Here is a 20338-nt window from a genome sequence, read left to right on the forward strand (position 1 = left end):
TCAATCGGCTTCGCCGCAAATTTTGAGCGATTTGTCAAGTGTTTTTAAAAAAAGTGGGTGATTTTTTTGAGATAGGGTCTGAAAGCCTTATAAAATCAGGGCTGAAGATTCCGAGAAGTTATAATACCTATTTTGTTTCTTCTTTTTTATCTGCACTCTTCGCTGCTGTTTTCTTTTTAGTGGAAACTTCAGTCTGCTGCTTTACTTCTTTTTCGGCCTCCTTCTTTTTAGGTTTTTGTATATCTTTTGTTGTCTGTTCTTTTTTTGCTTCCGGCTTCTCGGCTTTCTTCACTGCTACCGGTTCCGCAGTTTTTGGGGTCTCCTTTTTTGCCGCTGCCGGTTCTGTAATTTTAGAAGCTTCCTTTTTCACCGGTGTCTTTACAGCCTCAGTTTTTACAGTCTCCGCTACTTTCGGTGACGGCTTCTTTGCTGCTGCCTTCTTTGGTTCCGCCTTCTTCTTGGCCGGAGTGTCTTCCAGCGTATATTTATACATAACAGCACTGAGCGGTTTTAATGTGATGACCGCATAATGCTCACAGGCGTTCCTCTTGCCTTTGATCTTCTTTTTCCGGACTTTCGCCGACTTCTGGCTGACTTCTCCGGTTCCTCCGTATACCTTATCCCCGGTATCCAGGATCTTTGTAAGCTTTCCGCCTTTCGGCATCGGGATATGGTACTTATCCCACTCTACCGGCGTAAAGTTAAAGATACACACGATCTGCTCCTGCGGTTTTCCTCTGCGCTTTTTAGATTTTCTGATGAATGCCACAACACTGTGATCTGCATCTCTCTGAAGCAGCCATTCAAATCCTTCCGGTTTGTTGTCCAGTTCGTACAGAGCCGGTTCGCTGCAGTAAAGTTCGTTTAACTTCGCCACATAATCGTTCATGGTTTTATGTGTCTCGTATTCATCGATCAGGAACCAGTCTAATTCTTCCTTGTCTCTCCACTCTACAAACTGTGCAAAGTCGTCGCCCATGAACAGCAGTTTCTTTCCCGGATGAGCAAACATAAATCCGTACAGCGTTTTCAGTGACCCAAACTTCTGCTCGTATTCTCCGAACATTTTGTTAATCATGGAACCTTTTCCGTGCACAACTTCATCGTGTGAGTATGGCAGGATATAGTTTTCACTGTACGCATAGTCCATAGAGAATACAATGGCTCCATGGTTTTCTTTCCGGAACAGGGAATCCAGTTCCATGTAATAGAGGGAGTCGTGCATATATCCCATGTTCCACTTATATGTAAATCCAAGTCCTTCTTCATCATCTATACTGCTGGTCACTTTAGGATACGCGGTAGATTCCTCAGCCACTGTGATGAACCCGTCAAAATTAGAGCGCATCGTATGATTCAGCTTCTGAAGAAACTCTACGGCTTCGTAATTGATATTGGTACCGTCTTCATTGGGCACAAACTCTCCCGGCTTTTTGCCGAAATCCAGATACAGCATGGCGCTGACCGCATCAATTCGGATACCGTCGATGTGATATTTCTCGGCAAAAAATACGGCGCTGGAGATCAGAAAACTCTGCACTTCCGGCTTTCCATAGTTAAACAGCAGTGTGCCCCAGTCCGGCTGGCTTCCTTTTCTCGGGTCTGCGTGGTCATAAATGTGGGACCCGTCAAACAGGGCAAGTCCGTGTTCATCCCTCGGAAAATGTGCAGGCACCCAGTCTAAGATCACGCCGATATCTGCCCGGTGAAGCTTATCTATAAAATACATAAAATCTTCCGGTGTGCCGTAGCGGGAAGTCACAGAATAGTATCCGGTCACCTGATAGCCCCATGAAAGATCATACGGGTATTCTGTCACCGGCATCAGTTCTACATGGGTATATCCCATCTTCTGCAGATATGGAACGAGCATGTCTGCAATCTCACGGTAATTATAAAACTCCCGCTCTTCCTCTTTCGGCATCTTCCATGTGCCCAGGTGCATCTCGTAAACAGACATCGGCTGGCTTACATCCTGTTTTTTCTTTCTGCGGCTTAAATAGCGCTTGTCCCTCCACGAAAAACCGTCGAGCTCATCCCACACAACAGATGCCGTATCCGGTCTCATCTCTGAATAAAATGCGAACGGATCACTCTTATATCTGCATTTGCCGTCCATGCCTTCCACGTAGTATTTATATAAATCCCCTTTTTCCAGTCCTTCTACCTGGATCGAGTAAATCCCCGGTTCTGTCTGCTTCATCGGATGTGAAAGCGGATTCCACTGATTAAAATCTCCGACCAGACTGACAGACTTGGCATTTGGCGCCCATACCACAAACTCGTGGGAGTCCGCTTCTTTCAAGTAATGGCATCCAAACATTAAATATGCTTTCTGCGCTTTTCCCGTCTGAAATAAATATAAGTCCTCTTTGCTAATGTTTGTTTCCATGGGATAAATCCTCCTCCTTCAAATACATACTAAGTATTATATGTATAAGCTAATAAAAAAAGTGCAAATTTCACCATTTTGTCCTTGCAAATGGTCAAAATCACACTTCCTAATCTACGTATAATCAAATTCTGTATAGCTAAGAACGTAACCGATGCTGTCCTTTACAAGATCAAATTGCTGACATCTGTTTCATAAACCTATTATAACATAAAAAGGGGACTTTATACAACAAATTGTACAAAATTTAATACATTTTTTCCGTCCTTTTTTTGTTAATTTTGAAAACCTAATTTTTGCACTTATTGTAACACTGTGATGCACTAAAAAGTGCAAAAAAACAGTTTCTGTCTTCTGCGGAAACTGTTTTTTGATGACTTTTATTTATCCTTTGTAAAAATTGCTAAAACACACTTTTTGAGCTTCTGATTTCCGGTTTATAGCCGGTGTCCTGAAGCGCCTTGATGATCTTGTTTTTATGCTCTGTTCCGAAAGCTTCCATCGTGATCGTAAGTTCCACTGCGCTGTTTCTGTTGATACTTACAAACTGGTTATGCTCTAACTTCACGATATTGCCCTGAGCCTGGGAGATAACCCTTGAAACTCTCGTGAGTTCCCCCGGCTTGTCCGGCAGAAATACGGAAACCGTAAAAATCCTGTCCCTGATAATCAGACCGTGCTGTACCAAAGATGCAATCGTAATAACATCCATATTTCCGCCGCTGATGATCGGGACCACTTTTTTCCCCTCTGCTTTTAGATGCTTCAGTGCCGCAATGGTAAGGAGGCCTGAGTTCTCTGCAAGCATCTTATGGTTTTCCAAAAGATCCAGAAAGCACGGGATCAGTTCTTCATCTTCTACCGTAATGATATCGTCGATATTGTTTTGTATGTAAGGGAATATCTTTTTCCCCGGCGTCTGAACAGCCGTACCGTCGGCGATGGTATTTACATGTTCGCAGGATACAACTTTTCCGGCCTCCAGTGAAGCCTTCATGCAGGCCGCTCCCGCAGGCTCAACACCGATGACTTTGATCTTTGGATTTAAAAGCTTGGCCAGGGTAGAAACTCCTGTCGCAAGTCCTCCCCCGCCGATCGGTACTAAAATATAATCCACGGTGGGCAGTTCCTTGAAGATATCCATCGCAATGGTCCCCTGCCCTGTTGCAACAGCCAGATCATCAAAGGGATGCACAAATGTAAATCCTTTCTCCTGTGCAAGCTTCAGCGCATGTTCACACGCTTCATCATAGACATCTCCGTAAAGGACCACTTTTGCGCCTAAATCTTTCGTCCGGTTGACTTTCAAAAGCGGAGTCGTAGTCGGCATAACAATGGTAGCCTTCACACCCTGTCTCTTTGCGGCCAGCGCCACTCCCTGCGCGTGATTTCCGGCAGATGCGGTGATCAGTCCTTTTACTTTTTCTTCTTCGTTCAGTGTGCTGATCTTATAATACGCTCCCCGTATTTTATAGGCACCGGTCAGCTGCATGTTTTCCGGCTTCAAATAAACGAGGTTTCCTGTCTGCTCAGAAAAATAATCGCTTTTGATCAGTTTTGTGGGCAGAACGATCTCCTGTACTTTGTCATATGCTTTCTCGAATTTGTTTAATGTTAACATCTACTCATCTCCTCTATCAAACAGTGCGTTTACAAACATATCCGGATCAAACGGCTGCAGGTCATCCACCTGTTCGCCGATTCCGATATATTTCACCGGAATTCCCAGTTCTGCCTGGATTGCTATGGCGATGCCTCCCTTTGCCGTACCATCCAGCTTTGTCAGGATAATACCGGAGATGTCTGTGGCCTCTTTAAACTGTTTTGCCTGTGCAAGGGCATTCTGACCCGTCGTGCCGTCCAGTACGATGAGTGTCTCCTTGTACGCTTCCGGGTATTCCCGCTCAACAATGCGGTTGATCTTCTTCAGTTCATCCATCAGGTTCTTTTTGTTGTGAAGCCTTCCGGCCGTGTCACACAGAAGCACATCTACATTCCTGGCTTTCGCAGCGGAAACCGCATCGTACACCACGGCTGCCGGGTCCGCCCCTTCAGCCTGGCTGATAATATCTACACCGGCGCGGCCTGCCCACTCTTTCAGCTGTTCAATAGCACCCGCACGGAATGTGTCCGCCGCCGCCATCATGACCTTCTTCCCCTCGCCTTTCAGCAGGGATGCCATTTTGCCCACTGATGTGGTCTTGCCCACGCCATTGACGCCGATGACCAGCACAACGCTCTTTTTATCTTTAAAATCATATGCCTCTTCGTCCAGCTTCATCTGCTCCTTAATGGAGTCAATGAGAACCTGCCTGCACTCTTCCGGCTCTTTGATCTTATCTTCTTTTACTTTCTTTTTCAGATTTTCAATGATGCTCATGGTAGTATCAATCCCCATGTCGCTCATGATCATTATCTCTTCCAGTTCTTCATAAAAATCATCGTCAATGCTGGAAAACCCTTTAAAAATAGAGTCAAAACCTGAGGCAATGTTATCTCTGGTCTTTGTAAGTCCTGCAGCCAGTCTGCTGAAGAATCCTTTCTTTTCTGCCATTTCAAATCTCCTTCCCATCAAAGCTTTATTCGTCCAGATCGTTTTCGATCAGACTCACGGACACCAGTGTGGAGATACCTTTCTCCTGCATGGTGATCCCATATAAAATATCCGCTGCTGTCATTGTACCACGTCTGTGGGTAATTACAATAAATTGTGTTTCTTTTGTAAGCTTATGCAGGTATTGTGCAAATCTTGCCACATTGGAATCATCCAGCGCAGCCTCGATTTCATCCAGCAGGCAAAACGGCGAAGGTTTCAGATTTTGAATAGCAAACAGAAGGGAAATAGCTGTCAGGGCCTTTTCTCCTCCGGAAAGCTGCATCATATTCTGCAGTTTTTTCCCCGGCGGCTGTGCAATAATCCGGATACCGGACTCCAGCACATCGTCGTCGGTGAGTTCAAGCCTTGCATATCCTCCCCCGAAAAGTTCCTGAAACACCGTCTGGAACATCTCCTGAATATCCTTAAATTTCTCTCTGAACTGATTCCTCATGGCAGCTTCCAGTTCATTAATCAGCCCTGCCAGATGTGCCTCCGCCTTTACGATATCTTCGTGCTGTTTTTTCAGAAATTCATATCTCTCCAAAACATCTTTGTAGTCCTCTATTGCATTGACATTCACCGGCCCCAGTTCCCTGATCTGTGTCTTGATCTCAGCAATTTTCTTCTTCAATTCTGTAAGGCTTTCCTGAGGTTCTTCCCCTGACAGCGACTTTGCCTGATGATATGTAAGCTCATAATTCTCCCACATGTATTCCAGGAGCTCCTGCTGTTTTTCCTCAAGCTTTTCCCTTGCAGACGTAAGCCTCAGCACTTCTTTGTCAAAACCGTTGACTCTCTGCATAAGTTCTTCTCTGACTTTCAGACTCTCCTTATACTTCTCCTCAGTCTCTGAAAGCAGCCTCTGCTTTTGAGAAAGATTCTTCTCTTCTTTTTCAATCCAGAGACTTTTTGATTGGACCCCCTGTCTGCATGCTTCTATCTGCCTCTCAATGTCTCCGATGGATGAATCGACAGAACCGGTCTGCCTGCCAAGTGCCTCCAGATCCTCTTCAATTTTTAAAAGTTCCAGACGAAGCCGTTCTCCGCCGCTCATGATAAAATCCTGGCGCTGCTTCAGCTGGCCGGCTTTCATATGTGCCTCGGAAACTTCCCTGGCCTTTTCTTCTGCCATGCGTCTGGCTTCCTCCAAATGTTTGGAAAGGCTGTGGATCTTCTGTTCTTCGGTCTGGTTTGCTTCCTCCAGCACCTGTTTTTTATCAGATAAAGATGTCACATCGCCATCCATGGACCGGTATTCTTGGCGCAGAGCCTGAGCCTGATCTAAATATTCCTGCTCCCTCTCTGCTTCCTCATGAATCTGTTTGTCAATGGATTTCATCGTCATCACCACAGTGTTTTCCCGAAGCGTATTTTCCTGAATCCTGCCTTTTAAACGGCTGATCTTCTTTTCCGCCTGCCCGTACTGCTCTGTCTTTTCTTCAAGCACTTTGGAGAGACGCAGAATTTCATCTCTGTCCTTTAGGAGCTTTTGCTCAAGTTCTTTTAATTCACGGTTTCTTCCGAGAAGATTGCTCTTATTCTTATAGGCACCTCCGGACATAGAACCTCCGGGGTTCAGTGCATCCCCTTCCAGCGTTACGATGCGGAAAGAGTGTTTGTACTTTGCCGCGATCCGAATCCCGTCGTCGATGGATTCCACTACGAGTACACGGCTGAGAAGTGACTGGAACAAGTCTGAAAACCTGTCTTCATAGCTGGCGAGACGGTCACAGGTGCCGATCACTCCCTTCTCATGCACTGCCTCAGGCCTTGGAAATCCGCCCCTCTGCTTTACTGCGTTGAGCGGAAGGAATGTCACCCTGCCGTACCGGTTTTTTTTCAGAAATTCGATCATTTCCTTGGCTGTCTGCTGGGTATCCGTGACTACATTTTGAATCGCTCCTCCGAGAGCAGTCTCCACGGCAAGTTCATATTTTTTCCTGACTTTCATGATATCGGCTACAGCACCGATGATACCCGGATATCTCTCCTTCTGCTCCATCACCCTCTTGATGCCGAATCCATATCCCTCATAGCGTTCCGCCATGTTTCTTAACGTCTCATAGCTGGACTGGCTCCTGTGGAAACCCTCCTTTTTCAGGGTGAGCTCCTCCTGGACGGATCTTCTCTCATCTCCCAGTCCGCCGCAGATCTCCTGCTCTGTCTCCAGTTCCTTGAGGATCCGCCTTTTTTCTTCCGCCAGTCCGAGCCTCTTATATTCTTCCTGTTCTTTTCTCTTCTCCTGCTCTGCCCTGTGATGTCCGGAGTTTTCTGCCTGCGAGATCAGATGGCGAATCCGCACATCCAGCTGCTCCCTCACAGTCTCCACATGCTGCAGCCTGTTGGAAAGATTCATCTGATTGTTGGCAAAACTCTGCTGATTTCTGCGAAGCTTCTCAAGTTCTTTCTCCGTATCCTGAATATCCTTCTGGAGAAATGCGACTCTGCTCTCTCTTTCCACAGTATCTTCCTGGGCTTTCAAAACCGCCTCTTCGATTTCCCTGCGCTCTTTTCGAAGTTCAGAAAGCTGTGAGCACTTGTCCTCTTTTTCTCCGGTAAGCCGGCGGATGTCAGATGTCAGATGAGTCTCCCTCATCCGCTCCGTGTTCATCTGTTCTCTTAAGACCTTGATCTGGCCTTCCTGTTTCTCTTTGTCGACTTTGGCCATAGAAAGTTCTTCTGTCCCGGCCTCGATCTTGTGTTTCAGCTCATTTAAATACCGGTCCTGTCTCTCATACTCGGCTTTCGTCTGTTCCAGGCGCCTGTCCGCGTCATCCACTTCTCCCTGGGCGATCCGGATCTTCCCATCCAGACTCTCGATCTCATCGGACAGCCGGCCGTTTTCCACGAGGAACATTGATGTGTCATATTCCTTCAGCCTGTCTCTGTATGAGAGATATTCTCTTGCCTTTTCAGACTGAGACTTCAGAGGGCCAACCTGCCGTTCCAGTTCCGAAAGGATATCCGTTACCCGGTTTAAGTTTTCCCGTTCTGCCTCCAGAGATTTTTCTGTCTCAAGTTTATTCTTTTTATATTTTACGATGCCGGCAGCCTCATCGAACAGTTCTCTCCGATCCTCCGGCTTACCGCTCAAAATCTGGTCGATCTGTCCCTGACCGATAATAGAATAGCCCTCTTTGCCTATTCCGGTATCAAAAAACAATTCCACGATATCTTTCCGCCTGCACGGACTGCCATTCATCAGATATTCGCTTTCACCGGAGCGGTAAACTCTCCTGGCCACCGTGACCTCTTCAAACCCGATCGGCAGACTGTGGTCGCTGTTGTCCATAGTGATGGCAACGTAAGCAGAACCCATCGGCTTTCTCATCTCCGTGCCGGAAAAAATCACGTCTTCCATCTTGGCGCCCCGGAGCTGTTTTGCGCTCTGTTCTCCGAGCACCCACCGGACCGCATCCGCCACATTGCTTTTTCCGCTTCCGTTGGGACCAACAATTCCCGTGATGCCGCTGTCAAATTTAAAAATCATTTTGTTGGCGAAGGATTTAAATCCATTCACTTCAATGCTTTTCAGATACATAGCTACCTCAATATCCCGTCCTTATGTTTCATTGCCTCATAGGCTGCCGTCTGCTCCGCACTTTTCTTGCTTCTTCCCGTTCCGGTTCCAATGACTTTTTCCCCGAGCCTGGCCTCCACCGTGAAAGTCTTCTGGTGGTCAGGTCCCTCTTCCTTTATCAGTTCATAAGTAAGGGGCTGCTTGGAGAAGCTCTGCACAAGTTCCTGGAGCGAAGTTTTGGCGTCATAAAACAACACCTTTTCATCCACGTCCTGAAGCAGATACGTTTCCACGAACTTTCTGGCCTCATCGAAGCCCTGATCCAGATATACGGCTCCGATCACGGCCTCAAACGCATCCGATAAGATGGAATCCCTCTCCCTTCCTCCGGTCAGGTCTTCCCCTTTGCTCAGCAGCAGATAATCGCCCAGAGCGAGATCCTTGGCGCAAAATGCCAGAGTAGGCTCGCAGACAAGGCTGGCTCTCATTTTTGTCAGTTTTCCCTCCGGTTCGTCTTTGTAAGTCTTAAACAGATAGTCGCTCATGATCAGTTCCAGCACCGCATCTCCCAAAAACTCCAGCCGTTCATTGTCTTTCCCCCGGGGAAGTTTCCGCTCATTTGCATAGGAACTGTGGGTCAGTGCAGTCGTCAGCAATTTCTTGTCATGAAAACGAATCTTGATTTTTTTCTGGAAATCTTCCTGATTTGATTGATTCATACCTTTTATTTTTCCTTTACAATCTGTTCTTTGATCTTTTCATTGATTTTTGCCTCTGAAAAAGCAATACACTGTATGATCGCATTCTTCGTCTCTTTTGCCTTGGAACTTCCGTGCATCTTCACGACCAGGCCGTTTAAACCGAGAAGAGGAGCTCCGCCGTGTTCCGATGCGTCAAAGCGTTTCAGGGTCTTTTTCAGTGACGGTTTTACGAGAAGCCCTCCGATCTTTCCGCGGAGACTCTGCATCATTCCGTCTTTTACAATTGACATCAGTGTTGAGGACAGGCCTTCTGACAATTTCAGGATCACATTTCCCACAAAAGCATCACAGACTACTACATCTGCCTGACCGGAATGGATTTCTCTGGCCTCGATGCTTCCGGTAAAGTTGATCTCCTCACATTCCTTCAAAAGAGGAAATGTTTCTTTTACAAGTGCGTTTCCCTTTGCCTCTTCCACGCCGACATTTACGATGGCAACTTTCGGATTTTTAACACCTACCACGTCTTCCATATAAATAGAACCCATCTTTGCAAATCCCAGAAGGTATTCCGGTTTTGCGTCCATGTTGGCGCCGCTGTCGATGATCAGGGAAACCCCTTTTGTAGTCGGCATCAGAGCGGCCAGAGGGGCGCGTTTCACCCCTTTGATCCTGCCCACCACGAACTGTCCTCCCACGAGAATCGCTCCTGAACTTCCCGCTGATACGAATGCATCTGCAGTCTGGTCTTTTACCATCTTCATCCCGACTACCATGGAAGAATCTTTCTTCTTACGAATCGCCTCTACCGGTGATTCATCACAAGAAATTTCTTCTTCTGCATTGATCACTTCGATCTGCTCGCTCTTATAGCGGTATTTCTTTAATTCCTCGTGGATTCTCGGGGATTTTCCGACAAGGTAAACTTTAATATTGCTGTTTTCGTTCACCGCATCCACCGCGCCTTTTACGATCTCTCCGGGGGCATTGTCCCCTCCCATGGCATCCAGCGCTACTTTAACTATCTTTTCCATTTGCAACCTCCTTGATACAAAATTACCAGATGAAAAGAAATGCCATCCGCTTAAACTCATAAAGTCTAAACGCATGGCAATTCATGACAACATATGCTGCTGTCAACTCTTACTGAGCATTTACGATTTCTCTTTTATTGTAAGATCCGCAGGCTTTGCACACTCTGTGAGGCATCATTAATTCACCGCACTTGCTGCATTTTACTAAAGCTGGTGCAGTCATTTTCCAGTTAGCTCTACGTTTATCTCTTCTCGCTTTTGAAGATTTATTCTTCGGACAGATTGACATTGGTATTACACCTCCTTAAAATTCTTAAAAATATCCTGGATAGCTGCCATCCGCGGATCTTTAACCGCCCGGTCACAGCCACACTCTTCCTTGTTCAGATTCGTTCCGCACACTGGACAAAGCCCTCTGCAGTCTTCACCGCATAACACCTTTGTTGGCAGCAGGGGAATCACTTCTTCAAGAATAAGTTTATCCACATTAAGACTGCTTCCATCTACGAAAGACACTTGATCCTTACAAGTTTCTTCTATGTCATCAAAATCCAATGTCTTTGAGACATTGAGCCTGATCTTTTCCGGAACCTCGGTGAGACACCGGTCACAGGGCATCCCGACTGTGATGCTTGTCTGAAATGAGACGGAAACCGTCCTCTTCCCTTCATTTTTTAAAATAACCGGAAAAGAAGGCTTTTCGAGGATCGGATAGCTTTCTCTTTTGAGAATAAGCTCCTCCATATCCATGGAACATTCCACCGTCTCTTCATGATCCGGCATTGATAACAATTTTGATAACTGAATCAGCATACTATCTCCTAAAATTTCATACTTGTCTATTATACAAACGCAATATTTGTTTGTCAAGTAATTTTATTTTACAAGGGCTACCGTATCCCTTGCGATCATCACTTCCTCGTTGGTCGGAATACAGAGCACTTTGACCCTGGAATCATCCGTTGAAATGACCGCCGCTTTTCCATGCACATCGTTCTTCTGAGCATCGATCTTTGCACCGATGCAATCCAGATATTCTCCGATGGCCGCTCTCGTGGCGTCGTCATTTTCTCCCAGTCCCGCTGTGAAGGCGATGGCGTCCACCCCGTTCATAGCCACAGTGTAAGCTCCGATATATTTTGCCACACGGTAAACATAAGCAGCCATCGCAGCCTCTGCCGCTTTGTTGCCCTCTGCCTTTGCGGCTTTGACATCTCTGAAATCAGAAGAAATACCGCTGGACATTCCGAGCACTCCGGATTCTTTGTTTAAGATACTGACTACTTCGGACACGGTTTTATTTTCTTTGTTAGCGATAAACTCAAGGATCGCCGGGTCCAGGTCTCCGGAACGTGTACCCATGATCAGCCCTTCAAGCGGTGTCAGCCCCATAGAAGTATCTACAGATTCTCCGCCTTTGACTGCTGTGACACTGGCACCGTTTCCTAAATGGCATACGATGATATTGATATCCTTGATGTCTTTTCCGAGCATTTTGGCAGCCTCACGGGAAACAAACTGATGAGAAGTCCCGTGGAATCCATAGCGGCGGATTCCGTCTTCATCATAGTACTTTCTCGGGATTCCATAGAGAAATGCTTTTTCCGGCATCGTCTGATGGAATGCGGTATCAAAAACTGCCACCATCGGCTTATTCTTCATGAGTTCCCGGCAGGCCTCAATTCCGATCAGAGCCGCAGGGTTATGGAGCGGTGCAAATACGTTGCACTCCTCGATCTCTTTTAACACATCCTCTGTGATAATGCAGGATTTCGTAAACTTTTCTCCGCCGTGTACGACTCTGTGTCCCACGGCACTGATCTCGTCCAAAGATGCGATCACACCGTTTTCTTTGTCTGTAAGCTGCTCAAGCACAATGCCGATGGCCGTCTTGTGGTCCGGCATAGCCGGAGTAGTCTTGATCTTGTCTTTTCCGGCAGGCTCATGCGTCAGGGCTCCGTCAATCCCGATCCTCTCACAGAGACCTTTTGCCAGTACGTCTTCTGTGTCTGAATCGATCAACTGGTATTTGAGGGAGGAACTTCCGCAATTAATAACTAAAACTTTCATCTTCATTCTCCTATATATTCTAATCTTTTAATCTCTAATTGTTCTCCGTAAGCTGCGCCTGCACTGCTGTAATCGCCACAACTCCGACGATATCCTCCGCCTTGCATCCACGGGACAAGTCATTGACAGGCTTTGCAATCCCCTGGGTAACCGGGCCGTAGGCTTCCGCTTTTGCCAGCCTCTGGACTAATTTGTATCCGATATTTCCTGCATCCAGGTCCGGGAAGACGAGCACATTGGCTTTTCCTGCCACTTCGCTTCTCGGAGCCTTTGATGCAGCCACCTCAGGAACAATCGCCGCATCCAGCTGCAGTTCTCCGCAGATCAGTGTATCCGGATAATCTCTCTTTGCGATCGCTGTTGCTTCCACAACCTTTGTCACATCGTCGTGCTTTGCACTTCCCACTGTGGAATGGGAAAGCATGGCAACCCTCGGTTCTTCTCCAACCAGCTGTTTAAACGTCTGCGCAGAGCTTCCGGCAATGGCTGCCAGCTGTTCTGAATTCGGATTCTGATTCAATCCACAGTCTGCGAATACGAAAGTGCCGTTGGCGCCGAGTTCACAGTCCGGCACTACCATCAGGAAGAAGGCAGAAACGATCCTTGTCCCCGGAGCCGTCTTGACAACCTGAAGGGCAGACCGCAGAACGTTGGCGGATGAGTTTACCGCCCCCGCAACCATACCGTCCGCATCTCCGGCACGCACCATCGTAGCTCCGAAAAACAGCGGGTTGGAAAGCAGGATTTCTTTTGCGTCTTCCGGAAGCAGTCCCTTGCTCTTTCTGGCTTCGCACAAAGATTCGATGTATGTATTGAGTCTTTCGCAGTTATTTGGATCTACAAAATAGGCCTTGGATAGATCTAATCCCTCTGCGCGGCTTAAAATCTCCTCCTCGTTTCCCACAAGAATAATGTCAGCTATCCCTTCTCTCAGCACTGTGTCTGCCGCCTCGAGAGTACGGGGATCTCCGGTCTCAGGCAAAACAATCTTTTTTTTCTCACTCTTAGCTCGTTCTTTAATCACATCAATAAAACTCATTACGTTGCTCCTTCCAACTTTCTACAAAGATGAATTCTTCTCATGGAAATTATACAATATTCGTTTGTTGTATACAATATGCCTTGTTGTACTTTTCCTAGTACATCTCATCTCATAATGTTTTCATTTTACTATCTTTTATTTTTAATAGCAAGTTTCAGCCTTTTATTTCCTCTTTTTTGTGCAATTTTACCTTTTTTGAGTTCTTTGTTATAATGATTTCACAAAAGAAAGGAGAGCAGCAATGAAAACTGCGGCAATTATCTGTGAGTATAACCCGTTTCATAACGGACATCTTTATCATATCGAAGAGACAAAGCGCATCTTAGGCGCTGATTATATCATTGCACTGATGAGCGGAAATTATGTACAGCGCGGCGCCCCGGCCGTCATCGAAAAAAAAACAAGGGCCAGAATGGCACTCATGAACGGAGCCGACCTGGCGCTGGAGCTGCCGCTCTGGTTTTCCTCCGGCAGCGCCCCGTATTTTGCAGACGGCAGTGTCGCCCTCCTGGAAGGCCTTGGTGTGGTAGACATTCTCTCTTTCGGGAGTGAATGCGGATCTCTGAGCCTTCTGATCTCCCTCGGAAGCCTTCTTGCAGACAGAGAGGAGGATCTCACGGAGCAGATCAAAAAATTTTTAAAGACCGGCATTTCCTATCCCAAAGCGAGGGAAAAAGCGATTCTCTCACTTGGCTGTTCCAAGAGTGACGCCGATATCCTCAGAGAGCCAAACAACCTTCTGGGGCTCGAATATATCATGGCGCTGAAACGCAGAAACAGCAGCATCCGTCCATTCTGTATCCCAAGGAAACAGAGCAGCCACCGGAGTCTTGACCTGACTGGCAGCATCAGCTCTGCCTCCGCCATCCGGTCACAGCTGGCTGTTTTTGACGGCCTTAACAAGTGTCTGGAAAGCATGCCGGAAAATCTGCACCCGATCCTCTGTGAGGATTACCGGCGCCGGTTTCCCATCCTGCTCGATGATTTTTCCGATCTGCTGTCCTATAAACTCTGCATGGAAGATTCCTTTGAGGACTATTGGGACGTCTCAAAGGATCTGAGTGACCGTCTGATCAGTATGACCGTTCCGGGCCAGCCCTTTTCCTGCCAGATCGAAGCCGTCAAAAACAAAAGCCTGACCTGGAGCCGTATAAGCAGAGGTCTCCTGCACATCCTCCTCGGCATGAAGCAGGAAATAAAGGACAGCTATACCCGCTCAGAACAGCCCCTGTATTTTCAGATCCTTGGCTTTAAAAAAGAGGCTTCCTCTCTGATCCGGGAAATCAAAAAGAAAAAAACCTGGCCGATGGTCCGGCATTTAAGACCGCTTGACGATCCGCTTACGAAGGTCCAGGAACAGATGCTTCAAACAGAGAGAAAAGCGGATGCCCTCTACCAGATGATGCTTCGGGCAAAATTTAAGACTCAGGTAAAAGAAGAACAAATCATAATATAACCGTCCGTCTCATAGGCTTAAGAGGACAGGGGGTTTTTCTATGGGTAAATACTTTTATCAGTTTTGTTTGATTTTAACTGCGTTCCTTCTATTTTTATTTCCGGAACAGTGCGTAGCAGGTGCCAAAAACGGCCTGCTGCTCTGGTCCGGAACCATCGTACCCACGCTCCTGCCATTTTTTCTTCTGACAAACCTTATGATGAAATACCAGACAGTCCACTATATTTCCTATTTGTTTTATCCTCTGTTTAAAATATTTCCATGGCTGAACAAAGACCTGGCCTATACGATTCTGATTGGCTTCTTGTGCGGCTATCCTCTGGGCGGCAAGATCATCAACGATCTGGTGCTTTCTGGTTCCTACACAAAAAAAGAAGGGGAATCCCTTCTTGTGCTCTGCAACAATGTAAGCCCGATGTTTTCGATCGGCTTTACGCTGACCCTGATCTTAAAAGGGACCCTTAATGTACCCCTTTATTTTTTCTGCCTTTATACGCCCAATCTCCTGTACTTTATCTTCATCCTCTGGAAATTCAGAGGTACAGGATTTTTACACGTGCATCAGAAACACCCGAGGACTGCGGCGATCAAATCCTTTGACGAGATTATTTTTGACAGTTTGAAGACGATTTTTACCATCGGTATTTTTATCATGGTATTCTCCATCGTATCTTCTCTTCTCCAAAGCGGCATGCTCCCCTCCTATGTCACGGCACCGGTAATCGGAATGCTCGAGATCACAACAGGGATCTCTCATATAAGTTTTCTGACCCTGGGCTTCAGACAAAAAGCAGCCGCAATCCTTGCCGTCAGCTCTTTCGGCGGCCTGTGCAGCCTGGCACAGGTCAAGAGCGTCTGCCAAAAATCACAGCTGTCTATGAAAAGCTATCTAATTTTTAAGATGCTCTTTGCCTGCATAAGCAGCGGAATGCTACTCCTCTTCCTGTGACACGAAATCTTCGGCGGTTCTCGCCTTCGTCCGGGAAGCCCCGTCAAGCTGCTGCCGGATTTCCTCATAGTTGGTGCTGATCGACTCTATATCGCTGTCTAAGGTAGATAAAAGCTGTTCAAAAAGGCTCTGCTGACCCTCTTTTACTTTTGTTATGTAGTCCTGGACATCTTCCATAATATCGCACGTGTACTGCAATGCGCCGTATCTCACCTGATCAGCCTCTTCATTGGCATTATGAATGACATCATTTGCGTGGTTTAAAGCAGCCTCTTCAATCTCTTTCGCACGCATTTTTGCCATCTCTACGATCTCATTTTCATCAATCAGCTCTCCGGCTTCTCTGGCCGCCTGGTCTACGATATTCTGGGCCTTGATCCTGGCATCTTCCAAGATGGCATCTTTGTTCATCATGACCTTGCGGCTGCGCTCCACCTCACCCGGAATCTGTTTTCTCAGCTCCTCGATGACCGTGATCAGCACATCCCTGTCAATGACAACTTTGCCCGGATTAAACCTTGCCGGCTTGGCCTCATCGATCAAAATTTCAATATCATCGATCATTTCATGCAAATATTTCTCACTCATGCTTCTCCCTCTATTCTTTCTCTAAATTTTTGCTTCAGCTTCTGTTCCACATACGGAGGCACCAGTTCACTGACATCTCCATGATAGGATGCGATCTCCCTCACGATTGTAGAGCTCAAGTATGCATATTCCGTACTTGTAGTAAAAAACATCGTATCCAGATTAGAGTCCAGCTTATTATTGATCTGGGCGATCTGCAGTTCATACTCGAAATCTGTGACGGCGCGGAGCCCGCGGACCGTAATATCCGCGTTGTTTTCCCTTGCAAAGTCCACCAGCAGACCGGAAAAAGATTTCACCTCAACATTCTCCATATCCTTTGTGGCTTCCATGAGAAATTCCACTCTTTCTTCCATCGAAAATAACGGATTTTTTTCACTGTTCAGCAAAATCCCTATGACCAGTTTATCAAAAACTCTGATAGAACGTTTAATAATATCCAAATGCCCATAAGTTACCGGGTCAAAGCTTCCCGGATACACTGCGATGCTCATTTCTCAGCCCTCCTGCACTTTTTGCAAAAAAGTATGCTTATTAGTTTTATATTCCTTTATCTTTAGAACCTTGAGATACTCAAACATCTCATCTTGAATCTCTGTCTGTAAGCTGGATTCGGCAATGACCAGGGCGTTCTCCTTCAAGAGATCCGAATGCTCCAGTTCGTTAAGCACTGCATTCTCCATTCCTCTGTCATAAGGAGGGTCCATAAAAATATAGTCAAATTTCCGGCCCTCTGATCCAAGCTTCCTCAATGCACTTATGACATCTGTCACGAGGATCTGCGCTTCATCTGCAAGCTTCGTATGTACCAGGTTGTCCTGAATGCAGGAAGCCGCCTTTTTATTGTTTTCCACAAAAACAGCATGCTTACAGCCCCTGCTCAGAGCCTCTATCCCAATGGCTCCGCTGCCCGCAAACAAGTCCAGAAAATCTTTTCCTGCAAGTTCATGCTGGATCATATTAAACAATGTTTCCTTAATGCGGTCCTGTGTCGGTCTCGTATCCATGCCTTCCACTGTTTTAAGCCTTAAACTTCTGGCTTTTCCTGAAATCACTCGCATTTTTTTATCTTCCTTCGTTTTTTCTCCCTACTATTGTATTATATTCAGATAATTTGTCAACTAAATAACAAAGAAATTCCTGCACCATGCAAAAGGAGCAGTCAGAACTGACGCTCTGATTGCTCCTCTTTTTTCTTTCGTTCTCTCATCAAAATTACGAGTAAAAACTGATTCGTTTGAATCCGTTAACTAACGGCCAGACATTTCCTCTTCCTGTCTGCGGATCATTTTACGAACCATTTCTCCTCCAACAGAACCTGCCTGAGCAGTTGTTAAATGTCCGTTGTATCCTTCTTTTAAGTCTACACCGATTTCATTAGCAACCTCGAATTTGAATCTGTCCAGTGCTTCCCTAGCCTCTGGAACTTCCACTCTGTTGTTTCCTTTGCTGTTTGCTGAAGTACGTTCTTCCATTTTGAAAGACCTCCGTTTCTTTTGTTGTTTTTTGTTACGAAGATAGTATGTTTAATAATACAAAAGATACACTGAGAGTTTTTACATGGAATAACATTTTTTTCTTTGGAAGTTTAATACTTTACTTTGAAGTCCTTTTCTCCCTCACTGAGCGGACATTCTTCAACTGTTACATGGTCGATCCGCATAAATCTGTGTCCGTGTTTCATGGCTTCCATAAAATCTTCAATCTGTTTTTTTGTCCCCTGGGCTTCTGCGGTGACAGAACCGTCATACATATTTTTCACCCAGCCTGTCACATGAAACTGTGCAGCATTCATCTGTGCAAAATACCGGAATCCTACTCCCTGGACTCTTCCTGTAAACCGCAAACGTACACGAATCATAGCGAACCTCCTTTATATCCTGTTGGCAAGCGAAATCTGTTTTTCCAGTCGGCTGTTTTTTAATGTGGAGAAATCAAATCCTTCCTCACACAGCTGATGTACCGCATCGCTTGCCTGTTTTAAAAGATCTGCGTTGGTATAAATATCGGCCAGGACAAAATCCATCATCCCGCTCTGCCGGACCCCGAAAAAGTCTCCCGGACCTCTGAGTTTCAAATCCTGATTGGCAATGTAAAATCCGTCATTGGACTTATTTAACACTTCCAACCGCTCCATAGTCTCTTTCTTTTTTGCTCCACTCATGAAAATACAATAGGACTGGTGTTCTCCCCTCCCCACCCTGCCTCTCAGCTGATGCAGCTGGGCGAGGCCGAATCGTTCGGCGTTTTCCACCATCATGATCGTGGCATTGGGCACATTGACACCGACCTCGACGACCGTGGTGGACACCAGGATGTGGATTTTCTGCTCCGAAAATTCATCCATGATCTTCTGCTTTTCCTTTGGTTTCATTTTACCATGAAGCACCCCGATCTGTACACCGGGAGGAAACTGTTCTCTCAGCATATTGGCATACTGGATCACATTTTCACCCTCCATGGCCTCGCTCTCCTCCACCATCGGACAGATGATATAGACCTGCCGCCCCTCTGCCACCTGCTTTTCCATAAACCGATATGCGTTCGGACGGTAACTCTGATTGACTACACAATTTTTAATAGGGAGACGATTTTTCGGCAGCTCATCGATGATGGACACATCCAGATCGCCGTACATGATGATCGCCAGGGTCCTCGGGATAGGCGTGGCACTCATGACAAGGACATGGGGCTCCTTCCCCTTCTTCGAGAGGATCTCTCTCTGCCGGACCCCGAACCTGTGCTGTTCATCCGTGATGACCAGGGCCAGCCGGTCATACTCCACAGCATCCTGAATCAGGGCATGGGTCCCGATGACAATATCATACTCATGGTTTTTAATCCCCTGATAGATTTCTCTCTTTTCTTTTGCCTTTGCAGAGCCTGTGAGCAGTGCCGCAGACACGCCGAACGGTCCAAGAAGTTCCTGGAAAGTCTCGTAGTGCTGGCTTGCAAGTACTTCCGTAGGAGCCATCAGAACGCCCTGATACCCGGCCTTCGCGCACATCAAAAGAAGGATCACCGCAAGGATCGTCTTCCCTGATCCCACGTCCCCCTGCACGAGGCGGTTCATGACCTTCTCTCCCATTAAATCCTTCTGCATCTCCAAAAGAGCCCTTTTCTGTGCTCCGGTCAGTTCATAAGGAAGTGACTTGATAAGCCTGTCCGCCTCGCCGCATACCGGGATCAGATAACGGTTTTTTTCCTCCCGGTGCTCCTGTTTCATCAGGTTCATCCCTGCCATAAAGATAAAAAACTCATCAAAGATCAGTCTTTTTTTTGCTTCTACCAGTGTCTGCTTATCTTTTGGAAAATGAACATTCCAGATGGCCTCGCTGTAATCCATTGGACGGTATTTTTGAAGGATCTGCTCCGGCAGATACTCCCGGATCTCCTTTATATACTCCTCGGTCTGCATGACAGCCTTGCTGACTGTTTTATTCGTAATTCCCGAAGTCAGCGGATAGACCGGCTGTAAGGTCTGCTGTTTTGCGCTGTAATCCTCCTCTTTAAAAATCTCCGGGTGCTCCATCATCAGGCGTCCGTTTTTAAATACCGGTGTACCCACGAAGATATAATCCTCTCCCCGGTGGATCTGTTTTTTTAAGTATGGCATATTAAACCAGGTAAATGTCATAGTGCCTGAACTGTCCCTTCCGAGACAGGAGACAATCTTTAATCCTCTTACGTATCGGATATTCACATCTGATGTAATCCTCACCTGAACCGCGGCTCTCTCCCCTGCCGTCAGTTCAGAGAGCAGGACAGGATCTTCATAAGTCAGATAATATCTGGGATACATGGTGATCAGGCTGTCCACATTCTCGACTCCCAGCTTTTTAAATCCGTTATATGTTTTTTCACCGATCCCCTTCAGGCATTGGATATTTGTATCCCCGTTCATAAATCAACTACTCCTTTATAAATGTGGACCTCCCTATGAAAAAGGAAAAGGGAACAGCATCTGCTCCCTTTTGATTGTCCATT

The 20338-nt window shown here is 46.4% G+C and carries 17 protein-coding genes and 1 pseudogene; 2 read left to right on the forward strand and 16 right to left on the reverse strand.

All coding sequences use genetic code 11. From position 1 onward, the window contains the following. Positions 1-127: 127 nt before the first annotated feature. The 10 genes from glgB to pta form a co-directional block, all read right to left on the reverse strand. Positions 128-2392: a 1,4-alpha-glucan branching protein GlgB gene (gene glgB / locus QGT46_RS01615; protein WP_148459056.1), complete on the reverse strand. Its 2265-nt coding sequence runs from the start codon at positions 2390-2392 to the stop codon at positions 128-130. A gap of 403 nt (positions 2393-2795) precedes the next feature. Further along, entirely contained in the window at positions 2796-4013 is a 1218-nt protein-coding gene (gene ilvA / locus QGT46_RS01620; RefSeq protein WP_024727052.1) for a threonine ammonia-lyase, read from the reverse strand. Next, positions 4014-4946: a signal recognition particle-docking protein FtsY gene (gene ftsY, locus QGT46_RS01625; RefSeq protein ID WP_024727051.1), complete on the reverse strand. Its 933-nt coding sequence runs from the start codon at positions 4944-4946 to the stop codon at positions 4014-4016. 25 nt (positions 4947-4971) lie between these two features. Further along, on the reverse strand, positions 4972-8532 hold the full coding sequence (gene smc, locus QGT46_RS01630) for a chromosome segregation protein SMC (RefSeq protein ID WP_148459055.1): 3561 nt from the start codon (positions 8530-8532) through the stop codon (positions 4972-4974). Positions 8533-8534: 2 nt separating this feature from the next. After that, positions 8535-9230, reverse strand: a complete 696-nt coding sequence (gene rnc, locus QGT46_RS01635) for a ribonuclease III (protein WP_024727049.1) — start codon at positions 9228-9230, stop codon at positions 8535-8537. A gap of 5 nt (positions 9231-9235) precedes the next feature. Further along, entirely contained in the window at positions 9236-10246 is a 1011-nt protein-coding gene (plsX, locus tag QGT46_RS01640) for a phosphate acyltransferase PlsX (protein ID WP_148459054.1), read from the reverse strand. Between the two features lie 109 nt (positions 10247-10355). Continuing rightward, positions 10356-10535 carry a 50S ribosomal protein L32 gene (rpmF, locus tag QGT46_RS01645; RefSeq protein WP_006565851.1) on the reverse strand — a complete coding sequence of 60 codons (180 nt, stop codon included), beginning with the start codon at positions 10533-10535 and terminating at the stop codon, positions 10356-10358. 5 nt (positions 10536-10540) lie between these two features. After that, positions 10541-11059 (reverse strand): YceD family protein, encoded by a 519-nt coding sequence (locus QGT46_RS01650; protein WP_024727047.1) that lies wholly within the window; start codon positions 11057-11059, stop codon positions 10541-10543. Positions 11060-11122: 63 nt separating this feature from the next. Continuing rightward, entirely contained in the window at positions 11123-12316 is a 1194-nt protein-coding gene (locus tag QGT46_RS01655; protein ID WP_024727046.1) for an acetate/propionate family kinase, read from the reverse strand. Positions 12317-12350: 34 nt separating this feature from the next. Further along, a complete protein-coding gene (gene pta, locus QGT46_RS01660) occupies positions 12351-13355 on the reverse strand; it encodes a phosphate acetyltransferase (RefSeq protein WP_148459053.1) in 1005 nt (334 codons plus the stop codon). A gap of 244 nt (positions 13356-13599) precedes the next feature. On the opposite strand from pta, the gene QGT46_RS01665 reads away from it, so the two are divergent. Further along, positions 13600-14814, forward strand: coding sequence for a nucleotidyltransferase family protein (locus tag QGT46_RS01665; protein ID WP_148459052.1), 1215 nt, complete (start codon positions 13600-13602; stop codon positions 14812-14814). Between the two features lie 40 nt (positions 14815-14854). Next, positions 14855-15763: a sporulation protein gene (locus tag QGT46_RS01670; protein WP_024727043.1), complete on the forward strand. Its 909-nt coding sequence runs from the start codon at positions 14855-14857 to the stop codon at positions 15761-15763. Here the strand turns inward: QGT46_RS01670 and QGT46_RS01675 are convergent. The 6 genes and pseudogenes from QGT46_RS01675 to recG form a co-directional block, all read right to left on the reverse strand. Next, a complete protein-coding gene (locus QGT46_RS01675; protein ID WP_024727042.1) occupies positions 15746-16351 on the reverse strand; it encodes a hypothetical protein in 606 nt (201 codons plus the stop codon). The two genes, QGT46_RS01670 and QGT46_RS01675, sit on opposite strands and share 18 nt — an antisense overlap. Continuing rightward, complete coding sequence (coaD, locus tag QGT46_RS01680; RefSeq protein WP_024727041.1) at positions 16348-16845, reverse strand: pantetheine-phosphate adenylyltransferase; 498 nt, start codon at positions 16843-16845, stop codon at positions 16348-16350. Before coaD ends, QGT46_RS01675 begins: the two co-directional genes overlap by 4 nt. A 3-nt stretch (positions 16846-16848) precedes the next feature. Next, a pseudogene (rsmD, locus tag QGT46_RS01685) lies at positions 16849-17421 on the reverse strand (16S rRNA (guanine(966)-N(2))-methyltransferase RsmD); the annotation flags it as partial. A gap of 180 nt (positions 17422-17601) precedes the next feature. Further along, positions 17602-17826, reverse strand: a complete 225-nt coding sequence (locus tag QGT46_RS01690; RefSeq protein ID WP_006565871.1) for an alpha/beta-type small acid-soluble spore protein — start codon at positions 17824-17826, stop codon at positions 17602-17604. 113 nt (positions 17827-17939) lie between these two features. Further along, complete coding sequence (locus QGT46_RS01695) at positions 17940-18212, reverse strand: acylphosphatase (protein ID WP_024727039.1); 273 nt, start codon at positions 18210-18212, stop codon at positions 17940-17942. 12 nt (positions 18213-18224) lie between these two features. Next, a complete protein-coding gene (gene recG / locus QGT46_RS01700; protein WP_148459050.1) occupies positions 18225-20255 on the reverse strand; it encodes an ATP-dependent DNA helicase RecG in 2031 nt (676 codons plus the stop codon). Positions 20256-20338 lie beyond the last annotated feature (83 nt).

Source organism: Anaerostipes faecis, assembly GCF_910574135.1.
Classification (GTDB): Bacteria; Bacillota; Clostridia; order Lachnospirales; family Lachnospiraceae; genus Anaerostipes; species Anaerostipes hominis.